This window comes from Rickettsia endosymbiont of Orchestes rusci, assembly GCF_964030945.1.
In the GTDB taxonomy this organism is placed as follows: Bacteria; Pseudomonadota; Alphaproteobacteria; order Rickettsiales; family Rickettsiaceae; genus Rickettsia.
Window position 1 is genome coordinate 1 of sequence record NZ_CAXIQG010000003.1, and the last position, 21,700, is coordinate 21,700.

A 21,700-nucleotide genomic window follows, 5' to 3' on the forward strand; every position below is an offset into this window, starting at 1 on the left:
CTAGAAAAAAATGAAGCGTATGAACAAATGGTATATTGTAGTCCTAGGCGGTAACGTGACATTTTTCCGGGAACTGTACGGGCGAGCTTTAGCGAGGCCGGACACTTCTTGAAACCTGGAAAAATCACTTTATCGCCGTGGTCTACACATTATTTTTCTGCTGACAACATATTCTACCTAACTGTGAATAATAGTATTTCCTACTACTTACTTCAAAAACCACGAAATAGCTGATCATTGAAAACATTCTATCTCACATCATTTTTATGTTCCCGGAAAATATTCAATCTCATTGGAGTATTCATAATTAATCTTCATCAAAGCTTTAAACCGTAATTTGACAATTTACCTGGTAGCCAAGGCGACAATCAAAGCCATCCATCCAATATTTTCAACTTGGCAACACTGCTTCAGTCAGCTTTTGGAGCCAAGCCAAAATCAAGATGGCTGAAGTCAAAACAAACGATGACATTGAAGTGTGAACTTGAGTTCGTATTCTGAATGTATAGGATTCAATCAACTCAGAATATATTAGAAATATCTGAATAAAATGGTAATTCATTGAATATTAATTTGTAGGTATAGCTTTTATGCTACAATCACATGAATTCAGGAAATAATCTTGTAGCGCCCTGAATTAGAAAAAGTTGAAAAAAATTTACCGCCTAGCCATTTTTCACTACTTTGTCGGCCTAGCCTTAGAAAGTCCCACTTTCTTGTCTCTTTGGCGTCAGTAAAATTCAGTTTAAATGTCGTGTCGACAGAAAAGATTTTTGTTTGCTTCAAAACTTTTATATTATCGTCGTTGTTTCCATGAAAACTGCTATGTGCTATAAACAAGATTTCATAGGAGACGGAAAAAACGAAATGAAATACAATACACAACAACACATAGCAGGTGGACAAAAGCCCAAATCGGACGTTTATAAAAACCGGGAAGTGATAAGGAGGTTTCATGAGCATACGCGCGCTGAGAAAACGAATCAGTAGGTACCAATATCAAATTTTCAGCCGAATTCACAAATAAGAGGTTTCACTGCGCTAACGACGATATCTAAAATACAATTTCATGAGATACTTCAAGAATTCTAGATCCATGTTTTCATAATATATTTTGATAAAACAAGTCGCACGAAAACGTCCAAGTGTCGCATGAAATTATCAAATCTACTCATTGTGTCGAATCGCGTTGCATCGTAAGTACGCAGCTCGTCGCATGCAATCGCTTACGTAGGACATTCCATATGATCTGCAGCCGTTTAATATTGACGCATCGCATCACATTGCTTCACATGGCAAGAAACGTCGCAACCGATCGCTCACGTAGGTCATTGCGTTGTTGTCGCAATTATTGTTGTGTTCAATCGTCAAATTAATTTTGATTGCTACTTAAAATTAATGCATAAGGCCATGGCAAAAAAAAACGTTGGATAGGCAGAGGAAGTTCATTTCCGTGGCCAGCCAGATTCCCTGACTTAACTTGCATAGATTTCTACCTTTCTACCTTTGAGGACGAATATGAGATCTTGTCTACATAACAAAGTCGACCACAGAAGAGGAAATGTTGGAGCGGATAAGAAATGATGTCGGTAGTATTTCAGCTGCAGAAATCGAGACATCTGTCCAGTCGACTGAGGACGCACCCAAGAATGCATCGACAACGACGGTCAGCAGTTCGAGCATTTCGGGAATCATTATCATGACTTATATGTTGGTATGTTTAAGAGCGGGGAGTATCGATGCACGGCATGGAGAATCTACTACACCACTATGTTTTCACCATACGAAAGATGCTGCAAAATTTACCCGATTTGAAATCAGGAAATATAATAATATACGTCTTGGATAATGCAGAGGATGGAGAAAAGTTCACAATAGGTACAATAAAGCGTCAACAAAACCTAGCAGCTTCTCAAATGTTAAAGACAGAAGACAACGCATGACAAATACCCGTGAATTTATTGATCGCACTAAGCCACAGTCAAAGAACTATATCCTTGATCAGTGATGTTTTTCCGACTGACAGGATTTTACTATTTGATTTCTTCCAACCTCCAGTTTTTCGTCACCGTACAAATAAAGTAATAAACCATAGAACATCTTTTCCATTCCAAGTAGTTAGAAGTCTGAAATCATTCAAGAAAATGACAAACCAAACCGAAAAAAAAAACATTTCAACACTTATAACTATCTATCTATCTTTTGACCTTGCTACAAGAAATAGCGAAACGTCGATAACGACGAATAACACTTACTTCGTTTTTCCTGTGACTGTGTTGGCAATCGTCCTTAAAATATTCGGAGGCTTTATGAGTTCTTTTAAAATATTACTCTCCGTAGCTAATGGAAATCCATTGTCAAGCATCTCATCTAAAAGCTTTCCCTATTTATTAGTACATGGGTATCAACATAATATAAAGCCTCATACCTCATAAACTATCACATAATTCTCCTTTATTATTGATTCGGTAGAGTCAGAGAAATAGTCCTGAAACAAATTAATATTAATGGATTTATAGGGTCTGGTGAAGTTGACGACCAAAGGAATTTCGCAATTTTTTTTTCCTACAGCCGTGCGGAAAATTCAATTTTCCGCACCGATATCCGTGTGGAAAATCAGATTTCCCGCACCAGTGCGGAAAAATTTGTCCGCAGGACATTTCCGTGCGGAAAAATGTTTCCGCACGGATATGTCAAAATCAACAATATCATAAGCAAACAGCAACCAGGTTTCCAGGTAACTATGGTCGCTTAGTTACACGTTTCGACATTCATTATTATTTTTTCTACGAGCGTGCGCGAAGTAACCACTTCGCACACTCATTTGCGTGTGCAAAGTAGCCTTTTCCCGCACTCAAATGTCAGCTAGTTGCATTAGTTGCATCAGAAACTTTTAAATTACGAATTATATCCTTATTTCCGCACGTCTGTAGAAAAACTATTGTACCTAACATTTGCGGAAAATGTTTTTCCGCACCTGTTTGGTAAATAGCTATTTTTTAGTATAAAGCTCTATTGGTATAGAACAGTTAAAAAGACAAGAAATTGCGGATGACGCACTTTTGTAAAAAAAAATAACGATTAAAAATTTAATGAAGTCAAGCGTTCACGGAATGTTCTATAACCTGGTCCTTTACTTGCAGTGTTGCCAAGCTTCATTTTTACTGACATTATTATATGTTCACACATTTTTGAAAATTGCAAATAGTAATAGAAAAAGCACACAAAAAACGTTCGACATGATCCAATTAAGTGGAAAGCGTACGGATATTAGAAAACCGCGCGGTAAGAGAAACACATACTAAACCAAACTAACCAAGAGTGAAATGTACCTATCATAAAGAGAGATGATCAAATTTTTTTGCAAATCACAAACTAACCCAAACTAACCAAAACTAACCCAAGAGTGAAATATACTGCTGGTTCGAAAAAAAAACTGGTGTTACTCAAAGAAATTTTTAAAAAGTTGAGCAGTGTAATATTTGTTTTGACAAAACAAAAAGTATGACGTCAGATTTTTACCAGGTTGATACTATTGAATATCTTTTTTCAAATGGATCCTCACATGAGAACAGGAACTAGAGCGAAAATATTGAATTGATCGATTATGTGTATAAATTTTTATAAATCTACCTGATTTAAATCAATAGTCGATTTCGGCTCGTTTGGTACAGGGTTACTTGGTACATGCTTGGGTCTGTCAAACACCTACCAACCAATTTCGGATCCTGAAATGATGACGTCACATCAAGTTTGGTATGTGTTTTGGTCTGTCAAAATGCCTACCGCGGTTTGCAGCGCGGTTCTTTGGTTTGGTATAGTGGTATCTTTGTCTATTCTTCTTTTGTCTCGCTCGAGAGTTGTAAATAAGTTCATCGTGAATGATCAAGTGGATGACGTAAATAAACAAATCGACCAGTTTTACACAAATTTTAGTCTGTGCTTCAGTGGTTGTGATAGTTTATGTTCTATCTGATCTTTAAGTTGGTTTGCTGTTAATTGGAGTTTAGTTTTTTGTCAGTGTTGTTCTACGACTATATTTACGTCAATCATTTTTATCTCCAATCGTTAGTTAGGAAATAGCCATAGAAAAAAGACTATGGAAGTAGCCGAGAAAACGGAAGAAGAAAATGTGTGAATCGGGGACGTTTATAATATAATTCCAACACAGCCAAAACCATAGCAGCTTTTCTTTTGGGTATTTTGAGTAATGAGGCCAGTGCGGCCACAATCTTTTTATTCTTTTTACCAAATCACTGGACAAGCTTCAAGTTTTAACTTTAAGACAGATGAACTAAGTACCTATAGTAATACACTAACCTGTAACAAATATATTTTTTTATCTATGCCTGTAACTAAACATGAACATAAACAAAAAAGTTGGGTTATATAAACACTCTGCTTTTGACAGTTTTGACCAAACACCTACCAAACGATTTCGGTAAAATGTTGGTCATGACGTCATCACCATGACGTTGCAGTTACCGTTTGGTTAACCAAAATGTAAACCAACCAAACGAGCTGAAATCGACTAATTATTTACATACATACATCATAACAACCCTTAGTTTTCACTTCAATGATAAGTCACTGTCGTTTAGTCTTGTCAAAACAAATAAAACACTGCTCAATTTTTAAACATTTAAATGAGTAATAGACCTTTTCCATGTGACGTTGAAAACATCTGATTCCTGAAAAAGTATGTTACACGTTTACAGTAATTTTTTTTTTGAAGTACAGTGACAGTTCAAAATTTCAGGTTGAAGTCGCCAAGGTTGTCAAAGTCACGCTTACGCCAAATTCAATGTGGATGGTAGCATATGGCTCCTGTTTGCCAGCGGAAATTTGACAGTTCCACTTCGAAATTAACATGAACGTAACTGAGGCATAACTTTAACCTTAATTTTTCAAATATGTCACAATGATTTTAATGTGTCACTTTCAGGAATCAGCTGAGATTCGTGACGTACTTGGAAACGATCTATACCAGTTTTTTTCGAATCATCTGTACCATACAGTGCTGATGTCACTTAACATCAAATTTTTGCGTATCACAAGAACAAACCAACATGTCATGTCAGTATATAATAATAATAATAATCCCTAGACTGGTTTTCGGTACTTTTTCAAGATTGTTATGCTTTTTCAATGAAATGAGAAACTTCAGGGCTGTGCAACTGCAATGAGGGCAAACAGAGTGTGAGATTTTTAAGAATACCTACCTGTTGTTTTAAAAAATGCTGGTGATTATGGCCCAGCCAATGGCTTATTCAAGCAGAGGCAAGAGATGTGAATTAAAGCGTTAAAAAGAGGCCCATCAAGTGAATCCCTGATAAAATAGGGACGTATAAGCTCTAGGCATTTTGAAACAGGTAAAATTATGTTAAAAATAGTAGGGAAACATTTGACATAATACCCTTACCTAATAGTTGTATAATTTTACATGGATTGCCAATTCTAAAGATTATTTTGTAAAAAAAAACCATAAAGGTTACTTCTGGCAGGGACGATAAAACGTGCATCTTGAAGTCTTTCAATACATTATGGATCCATCCCACCAATGACTTTTAGTTTATTATTATACCTGTCTTTGACAGTCTGTTCCAACTGTTCATAATAATCACTTCTCCCCATTATAAAATCCTTTTATTTTACAAGAAAAACTGTCTGTTTGTTGCACTTGCACTACCCGAAAAACTACATCAAACTAGAGTTAATAGGACACCAATCAACTCTGCACAGTTCAATAATATAGAAAACTTCCTGTTCTCACTTCAAATCAAAAAAATTACAAAAATCCAACAAAAACTCTGAAAATCGATAAATCGTGACCATGAACTCATATGAATAAAACCTGTGCTTGTCCTCCAGGTAAAATGGCCGACACGTCAAAATCAGCTGTTCGAAAATGACCAATAGGCCATTTCAGAACATAACCTTAAAAACAGCAGATTGAACCGTAAACAAAAACAATAACCTCTAATTGTCATTTTTTTCCTTCACTTTCCGAGACATTTATCGAAATGCAAGTGTGCAATATGATTTTGTTGAGATTCTGATCCTGAAAAGCTGTGAAGTGATCGATTATCTCACGAAGTTAGAAGCAGGAAGCCCAGAAATTTTGATTTGATATAAGCACAAAATTTCGATTGTAAACAACATAGACCCTTTTATTTAAAGTGATTCAGACTCTGATGCAAGCCCTCAGGGCCTATCAAAAATAACTAACATAGACATAATTAGTTATTTGGTGTCTACCACAAGTTATTATCCTGGATAGGCAGTTGAAATCTTATAAAAGTTTGAATGATGCTTTCAAAAATTTGAAGGCCGGGTTTTGTACTCACTGTGGAAGTGCAATGCAGACAATATTATTATCAGAGCTAAAGAAAGTTATATATTCATTATTAGCTCTTTTTTCTTGATGTCTCGATAACAATTTAATTCATTTTTTTGTAATGTATGTATTGTTTCCGGTACAAGCTGTCAATTTTGACGTTTTGTTGACAGGTTTCTGAAATTGCCTATAGCTACTGTCATAGCATTGTCAAATTGTCATTATCAATCCAAGGCAAATGAAAGCAATGCGTTCGAGTTTAGACCGATTTATTTTTATTTTATTTTACAAAAATTACTGGTTGTGGTTACTCAAAGTACAGCTGGTTCGTAAAAAAACTGGTATTGCTCATGGAAATGTTCAAAAATTTGAGCAGTGTAATATTTGTTTTGACAAAACAAAAAAGTATGACGTCATATTTTTACCAGGTTGATACTTTTGAATATTTTTTTAATGGGTCTGTATGTGTGTGTTTCGAGTGTAATCATGTATAGTTAAATGCAAACTTTACTTTGAAAAACCAATACATTAATAAAGGAGAATTACACCTCTAAAATTTAAAAAATTTGTCTAGACAAAGGGTACCACCTCACAACCTCACTCTTAAATTTACAGATTCATAACTACCTTGATATCCTCTTTTCTTTAACTCCTCATATAGCTTCTTACTTGTCATCCTCCTTCTGACTGGTTCTTTCCTATTCTCTTCTAATAACTGATTTAGCAGCGTAAGGTATTCTCCAAGCATCGGCTTGCTCTTCTTATACTTCGCTAATTCAAATTTTGTAGAGTTACTACGAATAACTTTTTTAACTGTATTTTTTGATATATTAAGTTCTCTTGCAATTGCCTTAATCGCTTTGCCATCAACATGATACATCCTACGTATTTTTCCTATTGATTCCACTATGAACACCCTCTTTATTCTCCTGCAATTAATACTTTTTATATTAATTGGTTATGGAGATTTTGTTACTCTTTAGAGGGGGCATTTTTCATTACAATTTTTCCTCTATAGGGGTCAATATGAGGTGGTACCCTTTGTCTAGACAAATTTTTTAAATTTTAGAGGTGTAATTCTCCTTTATTAATGTATTGGTTTTTCAAAGTAAAGTTTGCATTTTCTATGTCATATAGCCTCTTGGTAATTTTCTAGTTTTTCTGCAAAATGTATCATTTTAGGTGTCTTATATTCAAGCGATTGATGAGGTCTTTGCTTATTATAAAATTCTATATAATCTCTGATAGCTATCTTTGCTTCACGTACCGTTTCAAGATCAAAACGATAAATCTTCTCTTGTTTCAAAGATCTCCAAAAACGTTCAATAAATACATTATCTAAGGCTCTGCCTTTGCCGTCCATACTAATAGCTATGCCTTGTTGCTCAAGTATTTGAGTAAAATCTTTTGATGTAAACTGTACTCCCTGATCCGTATTAAAAATGTCAGGCTTGCCATGTATAGATATTGCTTCATTTAGAGCTTCAATACAAAAATCATTTTCTAAACTAATCGACACCCGCCAACTCAAAATATAACGACTATACCAATCCATTATAGCAACCAAATATACAAAACCTTGCTTTAATCTTATGTAAGTAATATCTGCACAGTAAACTTGATTGGAGCAAACCACCTCTATATTATTTAATAGATATGGGTATACTTTATGAGCCTGATTCCTACGGCTTAAATTAATTTTTGGGTATACTGCTTCAATACCAAGTATTTTATAATATTTTCTTATCATCTTACGACTAACATTTAACCCTTCCGATTTTAGGACATGAGACATTCTTCTAGTACCATAATAGGGATGCTCTGTAAAAATCTCATCAATTCTGTTCAGTACTCTATACTCCTTATCATCTAAGGTATTCCTAGCTCGGTAATAGTAACTTGAGCGGTTTAAATCTAAAAGTTCGCATTGTCTTGCTATGGTTAATTTTGAAGCATAACTTATCATTTTTTTCCTAACCTCTAAATCCAAAGATACTAGATTTTTTTTTGAGCCAGTCTCTTTCAACTGTTAACTGGCCTATTTGCTCAAATAATGATTTAATTAAATCTTCTTGGCCGGTATCTTGTTGTTTAGATTTCGATTTAAATCCAGAAACCATAAAATCTAAAGCTTCTTTCTTCCATTTATAAATCTGATTAGCGTGAACACCATATTTGCTGGTAATTTGAGCTATAGTCATTTCTCCAGATATTGCTTCAATTGCTATTTTTGCTTTTTCTTCTGCGCTATATTTTTTAACTTGTTTTTTCATTTTTTGCTCCTTTTCCTAGGAGATATTATACCTACTTTTCTCTATTTTCTTGTCTAGTTTTTGGGTACCATTATACTTGCTCGCAAGTCTTGGAAGGAGAAAAGCGGTTATCATGCTCGCTCGTTGGTGGAGACTACGATGTGGCAAATCAAGAGTCATTGCCGCGATCGTTTAACCAATAAACGTGAAGATAGTAGGGCAACTCAGGCTAAAATTAAGTGCAAAGTTATCAATTTTATTAACGCCGCTTAACTTTTAGCGCCTCTTCCTTAACGAAGAGACTACTCTACTTGCGAGCCATGCAACAAAGCCCCTCCTGCGTGGGAATGACATCGAAAATTCGAGCCATGTAACAACGCCAATGCTTTACGAGGAGCTGCAAGTTATATTTGCATTATTTACTAAGGCTAATTTTAATACTTGATCAATATTGGCAACCGGCAAAATCTTAAGACTATTTTTTATATTCGGCGGAATATCTTTTAAATCTTTGATATTTTCTTCCGGAATTAATACGGTGGTAATGCCCCCGCGGCTAGCGGCAAGTAGCTTTTCTTTAAGCCCGCCGATCGGTAGAACATTCCCCCTTAAGGTAATTTCTCCGGTCATGGCAACGGTGCGATGAACGGGTATTTTAGTCATTAAAGAAACAATAGTAGTAAATAATGCGCAGCCGGCTGAAGGACCGTCTTTAGGTATAGCACCTGCCGGAACGTGGATATGAATATCAAGATCTTTATAATCTTCATATTTTAAGCCAAAATTGCTAGCTCTACTACGGAAGCAACTATAAGCGGCTGAAGCTGATTCTTTCATTACGTCCCCAAGCTTACCGGTAGTTTTGACTTCACCTTTTCCCGGAAATGCTAACGCCTCGATCGTTAAAAGTTCTCCTCCTACCTCGGTATAAGCAAGACCGGTAGTGCTACCAATTTGATTTTCCTTTTCGGCAAGCCCGAAATTATATTTTCTGACTCCTAAATATCCCTCAAGATTTTCTTTATTTATAACTATATGCTTGATAGCTTTATCAGATAAAATCTGTTTAAGAGCTTTTCTTGTTAATGCTCCTATTTCTCTCTCTAAAGATCTTACGCCTGATTCTTTAGTATAATATCTAACTAAATCTAAAATAACTTCATCGGTAATTTTAATTTCATCTTTCTTAATCTTATGCATTTTAAATTGCTTAGGTATCAAATAATTTTTAGCAATTTGTATTTTTTCTTCTTCCACATAACCGGAAATATCGATAATTTCCATCCTATCTCTTAAAGCTCTAGGTAAATTATAAGAATTAGCCGTGGCAATAAACATGACATTTGAAAGATCGTATTCTACTTCTAAATAATGATCGACAAAGTGGCTGTTTTGTTCGGGGTCTAATAGCTCAAGCAAAGCAGATGCCGGATCACCTCTAAAATCAGACCCCATTTTATCAATTTCGTCTAATAACATTACCGGATTACCGGTTTTAACTTTCTTGATTAAATTAATCGGTTTACCCGGCATTGATCCGAGATATGTTTTTCGGTGTCCCCTAATTTCAGCTTCGTCTCTAACGCCGCCCAAAGCAAGCTTAGTGTATTTTCTACCCATCCCTTCAGCAATAGATTTTACTAATGAAGTTTTGCCGACTCCCGGCGGACCGATTAAGCATAATATCGGTCCTTTAATTTTTTGAGAGCGTTCAAGTACGGCTAGATACTCGATAATCCTCTCCTTAACTTTTTCAAGTCCGAAATGATCACGTTCTAAAATTTTTGCCGCCTGATTAATGTTGATTTTATTTTGATCATACTTACCCCAAGGCAAGCTAAGCAAAATATCTAAGTAATTACGCACTACCGAGGATTCAGCCGACATTTGATTCATCATCTTCAATTTTTTTAATTCGGCTTCTGCTTTTTCCTTTGCTTCTTTGGAAAGTTTTAAACTCTTAATTTTCTTTTCAATTTGTGCAAGCTCCGACTTATCTTCATCTAATTCTTTCTGGATAGCTTTCATTTGCTCATGCAAATAATAATCGCGCTGAGTTTTCTCAATTTGTTTTTTTACTCGTTGCTGCAATGCCTGCTCAGTTTCTGAATGTACTAAATTAGAATTAAGTATTCCAATAATGGTGGTAATACGCTTAAATGGACTTGTTTCTTCTAATAAACTCTGCTTGGCATCAAGTGAAGTAATTAAATGTGAAGCTAAAATATTAATTATATTAATAAAGTTAGTGTTATTATTTATTTCTTTAGTTATGGCATCAATAATTTCGGCATTAATTTTTTTATTAGTAACGGCATATTGAGTAAATAATTGAACGGCATTATTTACCAATTCTCGCATATTAGCGGCATCAAAGATTTCTTCATCGGGTATAATTTCGTAATCGGCTTCAAACCCATTTTCATCTGAAATATTGGATAATTTTACTCTAGTGATTGATTCAATAAGAATTTTTGCCGTGCTATTCGGTAATTTTACTACTTGAATAATTTTGGCAAGAACGCCGATAGTATGAAGTTCTCGTTTATTCGGCAAGTCTTGACTCGTTTTTTTCTGTAGAGATAATAACATATGCTTACTATTATCTTCTGCGGAAATTGTGGTATTAGATAACGCTTGAAGGGATTTTTGTCTTCCTACGAAAACAGGGGCAATAATCCCCGGAAATATTACTATATCCCGTAATGCCATTAACGGCAGGGTTTTTTTTCTCATTATTTAAAACCTTAAAGAAATTTTATATGGTTTAAGCCAATTATTAGGTATATAGTTATTAAAATACTGCTCGTAAATGAAGAGTTGGTTTTTTCGATATCATTTCTAGCTGCGGCGGGCGTTGTTGCATGGCTCTAAAAAAGTGCCGTATGTCATTCTAGCTAAAAGCGGAAATCTAGAAAAATTATAGTCATCCTGAATTTATTTCAGGATCTATTAATAAGATGCTGAAACAAGTTCAGTATGACATCAAAAATTTGAGCCATGCAACAAAGCCGGTGCGGCGTATGGGTGTCAACTTAAGGAGCAAAAACGTAAGCCGTCATTGCGCGGAGTCTCGCGGCACCTTGCAATGACGGACTTTATAGACCTTTATCGCTTAAATTGATACCTATGCACCGTTGAAGGAATGACATAAACTACACTCATTCAGGCTATACTTAACCCCAACTACGGATAATTCTTATCCATAGTTCGCGTTACTTACGTATATATAATATAACATTAACCTTATTTCAAGCTACCGATCTAATATATATGAATTTATTACTTCAACCTCCTGAAACAATAGCAATAGCGCATGATAGAGTAAAACAATATCTGCATTTAACGCCTATAATTCAATCAGAAACTTTAAATGAAATGCTAGGGCATGATATTTTCTTTAAAGTTGAATCACTTCAAAAAACCGGAGCTTTTAAAGTTAGAGGGGTTTTAAATCATTTATTAGAGCTAAAAGAACAGGGGAAATTACCCGATAAAATTGTAGCGTATAGTACGGGTAATCACGGCATCGGTCTTGCTTGGGTAGCGCAATTGCTTAACGTGCGTGCTAGAATTTATTTGCCGCAAAATACTTCAAAAGTCAAACAGCAAGCGGCAAAGCATTACGGCGGGGAAGTGATATTTACGGAAACAAGGCAAGAGGCGGAAGATAAGGCAAAAGAAGACGCAGAAAATGGTTTTTACTATTTGCATCCTTCAGATAGTGATTCGACCATTGCCGGAGCCGGTACTATGTGTTACGAAGCATTACGGCAATTAGGGTTTAGTCCCGATGCTATTTTTGCCTCTTGCGGAGGAGGGGGGTTAATTGCCGGTTCATATCTGGCAAAAGAACTAGCTTCTCCTTCAAGCTTGCTTATGGGCTGTGAACCTATGGAAGCAAATGATGCTTTTTTATCTCTTAAAAACAACTCAATATATAAATTTGCCGAATCCCCGAAGACTATTGCGGATGGTCTTAGGACTTTAAGTATTTCGCCGCGTACTTTTCATTATTTAAAAAAACTCGATAAATTATTTTTAGCCGATGAATATGGGATATATTACTGGACTGCTTGGCTTACTCATTTACTAAAAGTTATATGCGAACCGTCAAGTGCTATAAATATGGTAGGGGTAGTTGATTGGTTAAAAACTCAATCGAGGAGCAAAAAGATATTAGTGCTGATATCGGGCGGCAATATTGATCCTGTTCTTTATAATGAGCTTTCAAAAGAAAAATATCTCGCAATTTTGCCGAAGCTTTAAGCTGTTGATGTCATTCCTGCAAGGCAATGCCCGTGTGGATTAGAAGTTAACACAAAAAAGCCGTGATTGCGAGGAGGCATTTATGCCGACGCGGCAATCTAGGAAAAGGTCATCCTGAATTTATTTCAGGATATCTTTACGTAGATGCTGAAACCAGGTTCAGTATGGCAGGACTGAATTGTAACAAAGCTTACAGCGGCTCGCAAGGCATTGTTGTGTGGCTCGATAAAAGCGGCAGTATGTCATTCTAGCTAAAGGCGGGAATCTAGAAAAACACTTAAAATAAACAAAATTATATAAAAATTTACTATATAATTCGCTTAAATATTTTCTGGATTCCCGTTTTCACGGGAATGACATCGAAAATTTGAGCCACGCAACAATGCCTCCTCGCAATGACGATCCTGGTAAGCCATGCAACAACGTCGGATTATAGGGAAAAATGATAGCGCTAAGCCGCCTTAAGCTATCATTTTTCCCTATTTCTAATTAAAAAGCTCCAAGAAGCTTATAAAAAAGATTGTTATGGGCAACGGATAAAACTACTTCTAAGCCAATCAAAATTATAATGATCCATTCGAGTTTAGTAGAATGTTTATAGTTAAGGTCATTGGAAAGAATATCTAATAATTCATGAATCATATTTAAACGGTGATTCATAATATTTTGCCGTACTTGAATATCTTGAAATTCGGCAGTCATTAGGTATAAGGGTTCATAACTAGGACGACGCCAAAAAAATTCGGGAGTATCGAGTATATCACTATGTAAGCTAATGGAGTATCGCTCGTTAAATAAGATACCTATTTGCTGTAATATTTCTTTTTTTGAAAGTGATACGCTGCCCGTTCGTGCTAATTCTTGCTGAATCGGTGTTGTTTGAACAATTAAGTTACTTACCGATTTTTCTAAAACACTTAATTTTACCGATTGAGCAAGCGCATGGGAAATAGAGAGCTTTACAAAAGTTGATTTATCGGCGAGGATAATTTTATTCTGCTCTTCATCGATAAATGTTTTTTCTACTTCTTCATTATATTCACAATAGATAAAGTCGGCAACCGGTTCGTTTATTTTACCTATGGTAATTGATTCAATATCGCTTAAAATTATTTTTTCTTGACTCTCGTCGGCTCCCCAAATAGTAAGGCAGCCAAACGGAAAAAAGAAGATATCTATGTAACCTGAATCTTTACTTCTTTGTTTCTGAACATATAAAACATCGTCAAAATGTTGCGGCTCAAGACCGATTTTGTTTAAATTTGCAACTAAATCGTCCATCTTATATTCAGAGGCAGTGCAGTAAGATGAACATCTCATGATATTATTAAATATTATTGATAGATAATTATTGTATGGTTGAAGTATAGTAGTTATAAAGCTATAAAGTCAATATAAGATTATAGTATACTGTGCATAAGTGAATTTTTTAATGTCATTCCCGCCTGCGCGGGAATGACATCGAAAATTCGAGCTAATGACATAAATCTAAACTATTCAGGTAACAGAGTATGTATGAAATATTAAACGATAGATCGATTATTGAAGTTACCGGCAAGGATGCAGTAAAGTTTTTACAAAACCTGACAACTAACGATCTTACAAAAACTAATTATTGTTATACTTATCTCCTAAACAATCAAGGAAGATATTTATTTGATTTTTTTGTTTTTATTCCCTCGATTGAACAGGTTTTTATCGATATAAATAAAAATAATAAAGAAGCATTTATAAGTCATTTAATTTTTTATAAATTACGTTCTAAAATAGAGATAACGGATTTAAGCGATATTTATCAAGTAATTTATTCTCATCAAATCCCTAATACCGAATCATTAATTGCTATTCGTGATCCTCGTGATATATTTTTAGGGTTTCGTTCGATAATTAGTAAAGGAGTCGATTTAAAGCAAAATATTACTACTGAAAAACTATATTTAGAAGATAAATATAATTTTTCAATTATCGACGGTTATGAAGATTTAATTAGTAATAAATCTATTCCTATCGAATACGGGGCAGAAGAATTAAACGCTATTAGTTACGATAAAGGTTGCTATGTTGGACAAGAGGTTATTTCAAGAGCAAAATATCAAGGGGTTATCAGAAAAAAAATATTTAAAGTTTCTGCCGAAAAAGATTTATCTATTTTAGTAAAAGAAGATGAGATTTTTACAGGTCAGGATAAAATCGGTGTGATATGCTCAGCTTATAAAAATAAAGCGATTGCCTTAATTAGAGAGGAAAAATATATTGCTAAGAAAGATTTAGCGATTAAAGTAGAGGGTATTGATATAAAATTATCACTGCCGTTATGGTACAGCGTCATCGCGATCGCTTAATACAAGCCACAGTATCCGGAAACAAAAAGTCATGCTGAATTTGTTTCAGCATCTTTTTGAGTAGACCCTGAAATAAATTCAGGGTGACGACAATGCTGGATGCCGTGGTCAAGCCCACTACTGTACGAACGTTGAAAAAAGGCTGTGTCATGCCGTGACTTGATCACGGCATCCAGGAAAATAAAGCCATATTAGACTTATTTTAGAATCTTTTTATGATATTATAAGCTGGATTCCGTGGTCGTAGCCACGGAATGACAGAATTTTTACCTCTTTATTTAAACGTTCGTACAGTAGTGGGTCAAGCCACGGCATGACACCGGATTGCTTTAAAAAAATTCGAGCCAGGCAACAACGCCAACACCTCACGGGAATGACATACTTTTTAAGGCAAATTTTGATCCACACCACAATATCGATCAAGCCACGGCATGACAGCGAGTTTTAATAAACCGCTCAATAATATTATCAACTTCTATATCTTCTATCACGCCGGATCTACGGTTTTTTAATTCCACTAGATTATTTGCCGCTTTTTTAGGTCCGATTATGATTTGATAAGGTGAGCCGATTAGGTCATGCGTGGCGAATTTACTACCCGCTCGTTCATTAGTGTCGTCATATAACACTTCCACATTGTGAGCTGTAAGTTGTTTATATAATTGCTCGGCTATTTGGCAAGATCGGCTATCAAGAATATTTAAATTAATTAAAGAGACTTTGAAAGGCGCAATATTTTCCGGCCATATAATACCTTTTGCATCGTAATTTGCCTCTATTACGGCGGCAACTAGCCGTGAAATGCCGATGCCGTACGAACTCATTTGCACGGGTACGAGCTTGCCGTTTTTGTCGTTTATCATTGCATTCATCGCAATAGAATATTTATCACCGATATAAAAAATATGCCCGACTTCGATTCCTTTACTACTGATTATTTCATTTTCCGAAATCGATAATTTAGTCGGGTCGTGTTTTTCTTCGGCAGCGGCATACCAAGTTTTAAGTTCCTCTATATCAATTTCAGGATTTTCTTTTAGCGTTTTAAATCTTTTATCGTAATAAATAGTACTTTCGCCGGTTTCGGCAATAATATGGAATTCATGACTTAATTTGCCGCCGATCGGACCGTTATCGGCAATGACCGGTACGACGCTAACACCGAGATCACGAAATGTATTTATATATGCCTTATACATATTATTATAAGTTTTTACGGCATTTTCCTCATCTATATCAAACGAATAAGCATCTTTCATTAAGAATTCCCGCCCTCTCATAACGCCGAAACGAGGTCTAATTTCATCTCGAAATTTCCATTGAATATGATATAAATTTTTTGGTAAATCTTTATATGACTGGATATTATGCCTAAAAATATCGGTTATCATATCTTCATTGGTCGGACCGAATAATAAAATATTATCGTGGCGATCCGGAAATTTCAGCATCTCTTTGCCGTAATTTTCAAAACGCCCTGACTCTACCCATAATGAAGCCGGTTGAATGCAGGGCATTAATACCTCAAGTGCACCAGCTTTGTCCATATTAAGACGGACGATATTTTCGATATTTTTCAGTACTTTCAAACCCAAAGGAAGCCAGCTATAAATCCCCGCTGCCTGCTGTCTAATCATCCCGCTCCTAAGCATTAATTTGTGGGATATTATTTGTGCTTCTGCCGGCTCTTCTTTTAATACCGGTAGGAAATATTTGGACAATAACATAATTTATTTACTTTTTTACTATATTTATAGTTGTTATAGTGTCATGCCGTGGCTTGTTGCGTGGATATCTCAAACGTCATTGCGAGCGACTGTAGGCGTTTGTTGCATGGATGGTTAAAATCGCTTAAAACTTGTCATACCGTGGCTTGACCACGGTATCCAGAAAAAATTAAAAAGCCTGACTGGATGCCGTGGTCAAGCCACGGCATGACATCGCGGTACTTTTAAAGAATACCCAAAATATAGCAATTTTCGAGCCATGCAACAACGTCCCGCCTGTGCGAGAATGAAATAAAAAGCAATTTCCAAGCCGGGTCAAGCCATGGTATGACACCAAAAACAATATCTTACCTTCTTGAAGTAAGGTTAAGGAATTCATGACGATATTTTTGTTGCTCGGCAAATATACCCGTATAATGCATAGTATTCATAATACTATTATTTTGCATTACTCCCCGAATCGACATACAGCTATGCAAAGCGGAAATTTTTACGGCAACGCCTAAGGGCTTTAAATGCTCTTGTAGACTTTCGGCAATTTGGACGGTCATTTTTTCCTGGATTTGCAGCCTTCCCGCAAAGACGTTTACTATCCTTGCCAGCTTACTTATACCGATTATACAATTATCGGGGATATAAGCTATATCAACCGTGCCGCTCATCGGTAATATATGATGCTCGCAAAAGGAATTAAAATGAATATCCCGCAATAAAATAAAATCTTGAAAATTACAAGTATCGTAAAATTTAGTGCTTAATATTTCCGCTATATCTTTTTCATAGCCGGAAAACATTTCAGCGTAACTATTAATTATACGCTCAGGTGTTTTAAGTAACCCCTCTCTATTCGGGTCTTCGCCGATAAATTTAAGAAGCGTTCTTACTGCTTCTTTGGCTTCTTCTTTCGAGGGTTTGTTAAGTATCATATACTCCTATGGAATGAAAAGTTGGTAGACGAAGATCAACTTCAAAAAGAGCAAGAAGTCTAAAGCCCTCGGAGCGCAGCGTATAATAATACGTGAACACCGCAGAACTTATAAGACGACATATACTCGCATGCTTTCAAGAATTGAATTTTATTTTGAGAGGTGACTGAGCGCAGCGTACAGCTTAGTACGTGAACACAGGAATCCTCGATAAAATGAAAGAGCAATTCTTGAAAGCAAAAGAGTAAGGCAATTTTTGAAGTTCATCGAATATACTTTAAATTTGCTTTCGTAAAAAATATATTCTTACCACAAATAAAGACAAACATCAAGCCGCCCACTATAGCAATAAGTCCGCCGCCGCCCATCATCCCCATTAATAACTTGGCAGACAAAGACATTTCAAGGCTTGCGTCTTTGCGAAGAACGCCGTAACCGCCGGCGAGTGCTAGACCTGTAATATGTAAAATCTGCCCGAATGTTAGTATGCAGATAGTTATGCTCATTATGTCATTTTTGCTTCCTATGTCGCTCCTACTTCCTATGTCATTCCCGCGCAGGCGGGAATCCAGTCTAACGTTATGCTGAACTTGTTTCAACATCTTTTTTAGTAGATTCTGAAATAAATTCAGAATGACTATTATTTTCCTGATTCCCGCCCGCGCGGGAATGACATAATGAGATGTAGGAATGACATCACAAACAGAATAAATATAACAATACCCCATCCCGGCTATGCTTATTCCAACAATTGAACCGTGATAATGAGCGGGTATTACTACATTTATTCCTGCGATGCTGAAAGCAATAAGTCCGCCGAATAAAAATAATATACTAGAGCAGATTATAGTTACTTTGGCGCAAGATTTGATGTCATTCCCGCTTCCTATGTCATTCCCGCGTAGGCGGGAATCCAGAAAAAGCAATTCTAAAACCATTCCTACTAAACAGCCAATTGGTGCAACCCCGCCGAAATATTTCATGTGACTCGTATAATATTCCTTAAATTCACCGTCGATAATATCATAAAAAACATGTCCGGCAACAATAAGTACGCTAAAAATAAAATTTGACCAAAATAAAAAAAGATAAAATTTTTGAAATCGTAATTTTTTGCCTAACCAAATTTCAAATAACATCACCCAGATAATCATTAAAATTTGCGTATATATAAATTGTAATAAATGTCCACCGCTCCAAAAAAGTAGTTCGTAATAAAATTCTATCTCAATCGGGATGACATCAATAATGCGCTGCAGTTGGAGGTAAGAACAGGTAAAGCACACCCAGGTTAAAATAAACATTATTGCCGTGGATAAAATAGCGAAGTTCATTAAACTCGTCCAATTTTGCCGATTAAGTAAAGATATACTGCTCGTATTTCGAGAATTGAAAGATGAGTAGTATATAGTATTTACGGCAAATAATAATGTGGCAACTCCAAATAAAGAGAGTCCTAGAACAAATATAATATTCTCTAGCATCGGTATGTAATTATTCATTACCGGATTTTGTCCCGCTATCGGAGAAATAGCTATAAGTATGGTGCCTAAGAAAGCAAGTTTGGGGTAGATATTTAACGTCATTGCGAGGAAAAACTGCAAGTTTTGACGAAGCAATCTAGTAAAATTATGGATTGCCGCGCGGTCTTTGACCGCTCGCAATGACGATTTAGAACTTAAACCATAACTCCAAATACTAGCCGTAATTGATAACAACCAAACTAATACCGATAAATTAACATGCACAATTAAAGCGGATTTAAAAATTTCAGGATTTTGGAAAAAGCTAGCTAGCTGAGGAGTACGAAGAATTACTAAAATCACCGAATATACTCCGGCAAGCCCTAGAGATATAATACCGAGTTTAAGCCATGCAGCAGTTAAGCTATTATTTTGTAACTCTTCAATGATGCTTTCAGAAATCATAAAATAACAAATGATGAACTAGCAATAAAGTAAGGATAGGGGTAAGCAGTTGAACGAAGCAGATAGGGTAAAATGGTGAAGCTAGTGTACGATTTGCTAACCACCGCAGCATTGTTGCATGGCTCGAATTTTTGGTGTCATACCAGCGAAAGCTGGTATCTAACTTACTAATTTTATTATATTGTTAAGTAGATTCCCTCTTTCGAGGGAATGACACAAAGTGTAAAACCGAACCATGCAACAAAGCTAAACCATCGCTATAAAAAGACAGTATATAAGTGATGCTTTTACTATGCAACAAAATTTATCAGCAGCATAAAAATTCAAAGGGTAGGAACAAATTGTCCCTCTCTTTTATTAAATTATAGCATCATACATTAATCAAGTTATTGCAATATCATTTTATCCTAAAGTATCAACTTCTATTCCCCATTTCTCATTTTCTAAGTAAGAAGCAATATTATCTATTATCTCGCTTGGTATACCATATTTTGAAAAAAAAGCGGTTTTTATGTCTTTACACACTCCGGCAACAGTAAAAGAATGTGTTTTTACAAAATTATCCATTTTAATTATTATAGATTCAGGGTTATCAACTTTTTGTTCTTGTAGGTGTTTTTTCAATGAATTCTTATTTACTTTTTCATAAAATTTTGTAGCACTTGCAATTTTAACAATAGTAGCCGAATTGCTTCCATCTGAAAAACTACTTTTTAGTAATAAAGCTAATTTTTTTACTAATTCATTATTATATTTAATTTTCTCGTTTATAGATTTGATTATAGTACTTTTTTCTGAAATGTTAATGTTATTAAGGTTAAGTTTTGTCAAAAAGTTATTTTCTTTAAGAGCGTCAACGATGTCCTTTCCTCCGACTTCACCTATGTTGTTCCGTCCAAGGTCAAGGGACGTCAAAGAATTATTAGACTTTAGGGCTACTGCTAGTTCCTTTGCTCCGACTTTACCTATGCTGTTATTCCAAAGGTTAAGGTACGTCAAAGAATTATTGAACTTTAGGGCTGCTGCTAGTTCCTTTGCTCCAACGTCACCTATGTTGTTCCCTCCAAGGTAAAGGTACGTCAAAGAATTATTGGACTTTAGAGCTACCGCTAACTCCTTTGCTCCGACTTTACCTATGTTGTTACTGTTAAGGTCAAGGTACGTCAAAGAATTATTGGACTTTAGGGCTGCAGCAAGGAACTTTGCTCCAACGTCACCTATGTTGTTATTCCAAAGGTTAAGGTACGTCAAAGAATTATTGGACTTTAGAGCTGCTGCTAGTTCCTTTGCTCCGACTTCATCTATGTTGTTCCCGTAAAGGTCAAGGTGAGTATCACCGTTTCTTAAATTATCGGCTTCTTCTTCCAAACCTCTTTTCTCTAGAAATTCTATTAATTCTTTCATATATTTATCCTTATTAAATTCTATAATTGTTAATATTTTGTTAAAAATGAGCTATAGACAAAATCATAGTAAACAGTTTTAAGAATGCAATAGAAATTTAATTAGAAATATAAATAATGAATTGAGATTAATCTAAAGAAGAATTACTAGAAAGATTTAATGTTATCTAACCTTTCTTTGAACGCTGAAAAGCTTGATTATTGCTTGCGTCCGCCGTTTGATGCCTTTGTTGAAATACCGAAAACTGCAGAATGGTGGGTTTGAGAAGACTTGAACTTCCGACCTCACGCTTATCAGGCGTGTGCTCTAACCAACTGAGCTACAAACCCGTATACTCTTCTGCTTTGAAGAATTGGTTCTGCAAAACTTCGGAGAACTCGCATGCTCACCTATTAAATATAGGCTGCGCGTGCTCGCTCCTTGTTTTACATTCCAATTATCCAAATCATTTGAGTATACTCAGATAGAACTTCGTATATCGATTCTTTATTTCACAGAGTATATACTCTGCTGCT

General features: G+C 35.6%; 15 protein-coding genes and 1 tRNA gene. 4 read left to right on the forward strand and 12 right to left on the reverse strand.

Going from position 1 to position 21,700, the window contains the following annotated elements:
- Positions 1-6,926 precede the first annotated feature (6,926 nt).
- The 4 genes from AAHM91_RS03060 to lon all read right to left on the reverse strand — a co-directional run bounded on the left by AAHM91_RS03060 (position 6,927) and on the right by lon (position 11,325).
- On the reverse strand, positions 6,927-7,217 hold the full coding sequence (locus AAHM91_RS03060) for a LuxR C-terminal-related transcriptional regulator (protein WP_342269838.1): 291 nt from the start codon (positions 7,215-7,217) through the stop codon (positions 6,927-6,929).
- A gap of 249 nt (positions 7,218-7,466) precedes the next feature.
- Positions 7,467-8,303, reverse strand: a complete 837-nt coding sequence (locus tag AAHM91_RS03065) for an IS3 family transposase (RefSeq protein WP_342269489.1) — start codon at positions 8,301-8,303, stop codon at positions 7,467-7,469.
- Between the two features lie 7 nt (positions 8,304-8,310).
- Positions 8,311-8,610: a transposase gene (locus AAHM91_RS03070; protein WP_045812944.1), complete on the reverse strand. Its 300-nt coding sequence runs from the start codon at positions 8,608-8,610 to the stop codon at positions 8,311-8,313.
- A 366-nt stretch (positions 8,611-8,976) separates the two neighbouring features.
- Positions 8,977-11,325, reverse strand: a complete 2,349-nt coding sequence (gene lon, locus AAHM91_RS03075; protein ID WP_253307508.1) for an endopeptidase La — start codon at positions 11,323-11,325, stop codon at positions 8,977-8,979.
- A 224-nt stretch (positions 11,326-11,549) separates the two neighbouring features.
- Here lon and AAHM91_RS03080 point away from each other — a divergent pair, with 224 nt between their 5' ends.
- The 3 genes from AAHM91_RS03080 (at position 11,550) to AAHM91_RS03090 (ending at position 13,109) form a co-directional block, all read left to right on the forward strand.
- Positions 11,550-11,681, forward strand: coding sequence for a hypothetical protein (locus AAHM91_RS03080; RefSeq protein WP_342269839.1), 132 nt, complete (start codon positions 11,550-11,552; stop codon positions 11,679-11,681).
- A 181-nt stretch (positions 11,682-11,862) separates the two neighbouring features.
- Complete coding sequence (locus tag AAHM91_RS03085) at positions 11,863-12,858, forward strand: serine/threonine dehydratase (RefSeq protein ID WP_253307509.1); 996 nt, start codon at positions 11,863-11,865, stop codon at positions 12,856-12,858.
- A 62-nt stretch (positions 12,859-12,920) separates the two neighbouring features.
- Entirely contained in the window at positions 12,921-13,109 is a 189-nt protein-coding gene (locus AAHM91_RS03090; RefSeq protein ID WP_342269840.1) for a hypothetical protein, read from the forward strand.
- A 238-nt stretch (positions 13,110-13,347) separates the two neighbouring features.
- Here the strand turns inward: AAHM91_RS03090 and AAHM91_RS03095 are convergent, their stop codons facing one another.
- On the reverse strand, positions 13,348-14,139 hold the full coding sequence (locus AAHM91_RS03095; protein ID WP_253310023.1) for an RMD1 family protein: 792 nt from the start codon (positions 14,137-14,139) through the stop codon (positions 13,348-13,350).
- A 230-nt stretch (positions 14,140-14,369) separates the two neighbouring features.
- Here AAHM91_RS03095 and ygfZ point away from each other — a divergent pair, with 230 nt between their 5' ends.
- Positions 14,370-15,200, forward strand: a complete 831-nt coding sequence (gene ygfZ / locus AAHM91_RS03100; RefSeq protein ID WP_342269841.1) for a CAF17-like 4Fe-4S cluster assembly/insertion protein YgfZ — start codon at positions 14,370-14,372, stop codon at positions 15,198-15,200.
- 29 nt (positions 15,201-15,229) lie between these two features.
- Here ygfZ and AAHM91_RS03105 read toward each other — a convergent pair whose 3' ends face one another.
- The 7 genes from AAHM91_RS03105 to AAHM91_RS03140 form a co-directional block, all read right to left on the reverse strand.
- Positions 15,230-15,367 (reverse strand): hypothetical protein, encoded by a 138-nt coding sequence (locus AAHM91_RS03105; RefSeq protein ID WP_342269842.1) that lies wholly within the window; start codon positions 15,365-15,367, stop codon positions 15,230-15,232.
- 46 nt (positions 15,368-15,413) lie between these two features.
- The gene (locus AAHM91_RS03110) at positions 15,414-15,611 is read right to left on the reverse strand and encodes a hypothetical protein (protein ID WP_341792795.1); all 198 of its coding nucleotides are present in this window, start codon (positions 15,609-15,611) and stop codon (positions 15,414-15,416) included.
- A gap of 8 nt (positions 15,612-15,619) precedes the next feature.
- Entirely contained in the window at positions 15,620-16,927 is a 1,308-nt protein-coding gene (gene proS / locus AAHM91_RS03115; RefSeq protein ID WP_342269843.1) for a proline--tRNA ligase, read from the reverse strand.
- A gap of 347 nt (positions 16,928-17,274) precedes the next feature.
- Complete coding sequence (gene folE, locus AAHM91_RS03120) at positions 17,275-17,853, reverse strand: GTP cyclohydrolase I FolE (RefSeq protein WP_253307512.1); 579 nt, start codon at positions 17,851-17,853, stop codon at positions 17,275-17,277.
- A 263-nt stretch (positions 17,854-18,116) separates the two neighbouring features.
- Positions 18,117-19,781 (reverse strand): cbb3-type cytochrome c oxidase subunit I, encoded by a 1,665-nt coding sequence (locus AAHM91_RS03130; RefSeq protein WP_342269844.1) that lies wholly within the window; start codon positions 19,779-19,781, stop codon positions 18,117-18,119.
- Between the two features lie 402 nt (positions 19,782-20,183).
- Positions 20,184-21,185, reverse strand: coding sequence for a leucine-rich repeat domain-containing protein (locus AAHM91_RS03135; protein WP_342269845.1), 1,002 nt, complete (start codon positions 21,183-21,185; stop codon positions 20,184-20,186).
- 252 nt (positions 21,186-21,437) lie between these two features.
- Positions 21,438-21,514: transfer RNA gene (locus AAHM91_RS03140), tRNA-Ile, on the reverse strand.
- Positions 21,515-21,700: the final 186 nt, after the last annotated feature.

Bases quoted from the DNA above. Each gene is read 5' to 3' on its own strand.
- AAHM91_RS03060 (WP_342269838.1), bottom strand. From the start codon at position 7,217: ATGTATCATGTTGATGGCAAAGCGATTAAGGCAATTGCAAGAGAACTT.
- AAHM91_RS03085 (WP_253307509.1), top strand. From the start codon at position 11,863: ATGAATTTATTACTTCAACCTCCTGAAACAATAGCAATAGCGCATGAT.
- AAHM91_RS03095 (WP_253310023.1), bottom strand. From the start codon at position 14,139: ATGGACGATTTAGTTGCAAATTTAAACAAAATCGGTCTTGAGCCGCAA.
- AAHM91_RS03065 (WP_342269489.1), bottom strand. From the start codon at position 8,303: ATGATAAGTTATGCTTCAAAATTAACCATAGCAAGACAATGCGAACTT.
- proS (WP_342269843.1), bottom strand. From the start codon at position 16,927: ATGTTATTGTCCAAATATTTCCTACCGGTATTAAAAGAAGAGCCGGCA.
- AAHM91_RS03070 (WP_045812944.1), bottom strand. From the start codon at position 8,610: ATGAAAAAACAAGTTAAAAAATATAGCGCAGAAGAAAAAGCAAAAATA.
- folE (WP_253307512.1), bottom strand. From the start codon at position 17,853: ATGATACTTAACAAACCCTCGAAAGAAGAAGCCAAAGAAGCAGTAAGA.
- AAHM91_RS03080 (WP_342269839.1), top strand. From the start codon at position 11,550: ATGCTGAAACAAGTTCAGTATGACATCAAAAATTTGAGCCATGCAACA.
- ygfZ (WP_342269841.1), top strand. From the start codon at position 14,370: ATGTATGAAATATTAAACGATAGATCGATTATTGAAGTTACCGGCAAG.
- AAHM91_RS03130 (WP_342269844.1), bottom strand. From the start codon at position 19,781: ATGATTTCTGAAAGCATCATTGAAGAGTTACAAAATAATAGCTTAACT.
- lon (WP_253307508.1), bottom strand. From the start codon at position 11,325: ATGAGAAAAAAAACCCTGCCGTTAATGGCATTACGGGATATAGTAATA.
- AAHM91_RS03135 (WP_342269845.1), bottom strand. From the start codon at position 21,185: ATGAAAGAATTAATAGAATTTCTAGAGAAAAGAGGTTTGGAAGAAGAA.